General features: G+C 64.1%; 4 protein-coding genes and 1 pseudogene. 3 read left to right on the top strand and 2 right to left on the bottom strand.

The window, feature by feature from the left end:
• Positions 1-6: 6 nt before the first annotated feature.
• From BIS11_RS12675 to BIS11_RS12685, 3 genes are read left to right on the top strand one after another with little or no spacing between them, the layout of a single operon-like run.
• The gene (locus BIS11_RS12675) at positions 7-168 is read left to right on the top strand and encodes a PQQ-dependent sugar dehydrogenase (protein ID WP_253586181.1); all 162 of its coding nucleotides are present in this window, start codon (positions 7-9) and stop codon (positions 166-168) included.
• A gap of 37 nt (positions 169-205) precedes the next feature.
• Complete coding sequence (locus BIS11_RS12680) at positions 206-1,651, top strand: HAMP domain-containing sensor histidine kinase (protein WP_253424404.1); 1,446 nt, start codon at positions 206-208, stop codon at positions 1,649-1,651.
• Between the two features lie 10 nt (positions 1,652-1,661).
• Positions 1,662-3,068 (top strand): sigma-54 dependent transcriptional regulator, encoded by a 1,407-nt coding sequence (locus tag BIS11_RS12685; RefSeq protein ID WP_253424407.1) that lies wholly within the window; start codon positions 1,662-1,664, stop codon positions 3,066-3,068.
• Positions 3,069-3,153: 85 nt separating this feature from the next.
• Here BIS11_RS12685 and BIS11_RS12690 read toward each other — a convergent pair whose 3' ends face one another.
• Both BIS11_RS12690 and BIS11_RS12695 read right to left on the bottom strand, forming a co-directional pair.
• Entirely contained in the window at positions 3,154-3,396 is a 243-nt protein-coding gene (locus BIS11_RS12690; RefSeq protein ID WP_253424410.1) for a hypothetical protein, read from the bottom strand.
• Between the two features lie 194 nt (positions 3,397-3,590).
• Positions 3,591-3,796, bottom strand: a pseudogene (locus BIS11_RS12695) (hypothetical protein); the annotation flags it as partial.

The raw sequence follows: 3,796 nt of genomic DNA on the forward strand, positions 1-3,796 counted from the left end.
CAGCTGATGCGCTTCGTCATCGACGAGGGCCAGGTGGTGGCCCACGAGCGCCTGCTCGAGGGCGAGCTTGGCCGGATTCGCGACGTGCGCCAGGGCGGGGACGGCGACATCTACCTGCTCACCGATGCCGACGAGGGCGCCCTCTACCGCCTGAGCCCCGTGGAGTGAGCCTCGACGCTCTCGTTTCATTGATCATGGATACCCGATGCGCCTACGCAACTTAATGATTCTCACGGTCATCGTGCCGCTGTTCGTCGCCTTGGTGGTGTTCAGCTTCGTGGCCATCAAGGCGCTGGAGGACAACGTTCGCTCCAAGCTCGAGACCGAAGTGGAGATCATCACCCGGGCGCTGAGCACCTCCCTGAGCTACGCGGTGGCCCGCGACAGCGCCGCACCCCTCGAGGAGGCGCTGCAGTCGGCGTTCTCGTTTCACCGCATCTACGGCGCCTACGTGTTCGACGTGCAGGGCCGCGAGATCTACGGGCTGGGGCTTGGCAAGAACCTGTTCAGCCCTACGGAAATTCAGAGCGTCATCGAGCGCGACGACCTGTACGGCAACTACCGTCAGCTCGATGGCTGGACCTACTACTCGGCGCTGATCCCGCTGCGCACCCAGGACGGCAACGTCTACGGGGTGCTGCAGGTCAATCGGCTCAATACCGGTATCGAGAACTATACCGGGTTCATCAGCATCGTCGCCGTGCTGGTGTTCATCATCGGCGCCGGGGGCATCGTGCTGAGCATCTGGTGGGGCTTTCGGCGCTATATCGAACGGCCGTTGAACCGCCTGCTGCGTGTTATGCTGCTGGTGGAAGACGGCGACCGCAGCCAGCGGGCGAGCGTCGAGGGGCCGGTGGAGTATCGTCGCCTGGCTTCCGGCTTGAACGGCATGCTCGATGCCATGGCCGAGAAGGATCGCGACATCGACGCTCGCCGCCGACGCGAGATCGAGCTCGAGAAGCGCCTGCGCAAGTCCAAGAAGCTCGCCGAGCTCGGCGTTCTCGCCGCAGGCGTGGCCCACGAGATCGGCGCGCCCTTGACGGTGATCAACGGCCAGGCCCAGCGCCTGGCAAGGCGCGACGTGATCGGCGACGACGAGCGCGCCCGCCTTGGCCGCATCCGCGGCGAGGTGGAGCGCATCGTCGAGATCGTGCGTCAGCTCATGGAGCTTGGCCGCCAGCACAACGTCGAGAAGGGTCGCCAGTCGCTCGATCACCTGGTCGCAAGCGCCGGTGAGCTGGTCGAGGAGGAGCTCGAGCCACGCGGCATCCGGCTCGAGGTCGAACTGCCCACGCCCGGGCTCGAGGTGATGGTCAACGGCCAGCAGATCGTGCAGGTCCTCACCAACCTGCTGCGCAACGCCGCCCAGGCCCCGGACGTGCACGTGATCAAGGTACGCGCCGAGCGTGAGGGTAGCGAAATCACCCTGTGCGTGGAGGACGACGGTCCGGGCATTCCGGTATCGCACCACCATCAGGTGTTCGACCCGTTCTTCACCACCAAGCCCGTGGGCCAGGGCAGCGGCCTGGGGCTTTCGATGGTACACCGCATCATCAATGATCACGGCGGGACGATTGGCGTGTTCGACAGCGCCCTGGGGGGAGCGGGGTTCGAGATCACCCTCCCCTTGAGTGAAACCGCATCCGCTTGAGGAAAACGTTTTGACCGATCAGGAACACCTTTTACCGCTACTGGTCGTCGAGGACGACCCCGCCATCCGCGAACTGCTCGAAGAGGAGCTTCATGATGCTGGCTACGCCACCCTCGGCGTCTCGAGCGCCGAGGAGGCCATTGCGCTGTTGAGCCATACGGCGGTCTCGATGATGATCACCGACGTTCGCCTGCCCGGGATGACCGGCATCCAGCTGCTCCAGCAGCTTCGCCAGGAGGGCTCGGAGCTCGGCATCATCGTGATCACCGCCTTCGGCACCATCGACCAGGCCGTCGAGGCGCTGAAGCTCGGCGCCGACGACTTTCTCACCAAGCCGCTGGATCTCGACGCCATTCGCGAGGCGGTGTTTCGCGTGCTGGAGCGCCAGCGCCTGGCGCTCTCCCACGATGACGAGCTCCATCATTTCCACGGTATCGTCGGCAAGAGCCCGACCATGCAGGCACTGTTCCACGACGCCTCTCGGCTGGCCAAGAGCAGCGCGCCGATCCTGATTCTCGGCGAAAGCGGTACCGGCAAGGAGTTGCTCGCCCGGGCCATTCACCTGGAGAGCCCGCGCCACGACGCCCCGTTCGTGCCGGTCAACTGCGCCAGCATCCCGGCGGACCTGATGGAGAGCGAGTTCTTCGGTCACGTGAAGGGTGCCTTCACCGGCGCCAACGAGGCGCGCAAGGGCCTTTTCCAGAGCGCTCAGGGCGGCAGCCTGTTTCTCGACGAGATCGGCGAGATGCCGATCAACCTGCAGGCCAAGCTGCTGCGCGCCCTTCAGGAGAAAACGGTGCGGCCGGTGGGCGGCGAGCGCGAGGAGCCGGTGGACGTGCGCATCATCGCCGCCACCCACAGAAACCTCGAAAAGGAGATCGAGGAGCAGAACTTTCGAAGCGACCTTTTCTACCGCCTGGAGACGTTCTCGCTACGCATCCCGCCGCTTCGCGAGCGCGGCTGCGATATCGAGCATCTGGTCTTTGCGTTGATCGACAAGCACGCCGATGCCCAGGGCAAGCAGATCGAGCAGATCGAGCCCGAAGCGCTCAATACTCTCTTGAGCTATTCCTATCCAGGTAACGTGCGTGAGCTCGAGAATGCCGTGATGCGCGCGGTGACGTTGAGCGAGGAAGGCGTACTGCAGCACGCCGATCTGCCGGAGCGACTGCGCGACCATGTCAACACCCAGGCCAGCGCCGAACTCATACCGACGCTGAGCGGTGAAGTGCTGGCCGGCACCCAGGCGCCGGCGCCGGCACCTGCGCGCTGGCCGAGCCTTGAAGAGGTCGAAAAGCGCTACATCAAGAAGGTGCTCGAGGCGACCGGCGGCAACAAGCGTCGCACCGCCGAGGTCCTGGGTATCGCCCGCCGCACGCTCTATCGTCGTCTGGAAGACGACAACGAGCAGCCTTGAAAACCAGGTAGAAAGCGAAAAAAGGCCGGGAAGCATTGCTTCCCGGCCTTTTTTCCACTGATCGCCCAGCGCGAGAGCGCCTTGCCTAGATGTCGTCGCTCGGGGTTTCGCCGGCGTCATCGTTGGACATAGGGCCGGTTCCCATGGGTTGCTCCTCCTCGGGTGCGGCATCCGGATTGGGCGGGTCGTCGTTTCCGCAGCCGGCGAGCGCAAGCGCGCCGAAAGCCATCATCACGCTGAGCAGTAGCGCCTTGAAGCGCTTGTTGCGTTGGTCACCCATGTCGTTCTCCTTGACGTTGTCGTCACGATCCATGCAGCGAATTGCCATGATCAAGCCTATTCAACGTAGTGCGCCGAGCACTGCTTTGCCAGCGAGATCGGCATCGCCAATGGAGCTTGCATAGCTACAAGGCAAAAAAACCCCCGCAAGGGTGCGGGGGAAATGGTGATAGACCGTGTGGAGCAGCCGCAGGGAACAGACAGCTGGCCCGATCTATCACCGTAGGGAGCGTGGTGATTCGATCAATTCGTGGTAGTGGTGTCGTCGTCATCCGCATCGCCAGGCTCCGAACCCGGCATCGGCTCGGTACCATCCCCGAACCCTGGATTCTCTTCCGGATCTTCGGCCGTGGTCATGCCCGGCTCACCGCCCGGCATCGGCTCCTGGGAGGTTGCCGCGTCATCTTCCAGGCCCGGATCGCTCATGGCGGGATCGGCGGGCGCGGGTT

It is taken from the genome of Halomonas sp. 707D4, from assembly GCF_024158685.1.
Classification (GTDB): domain Bacteria; phylum Pseudomonadota; class Gammaproteobacteria; order Pseudomonadales; family Halomonadaceae; genus Vreelandella.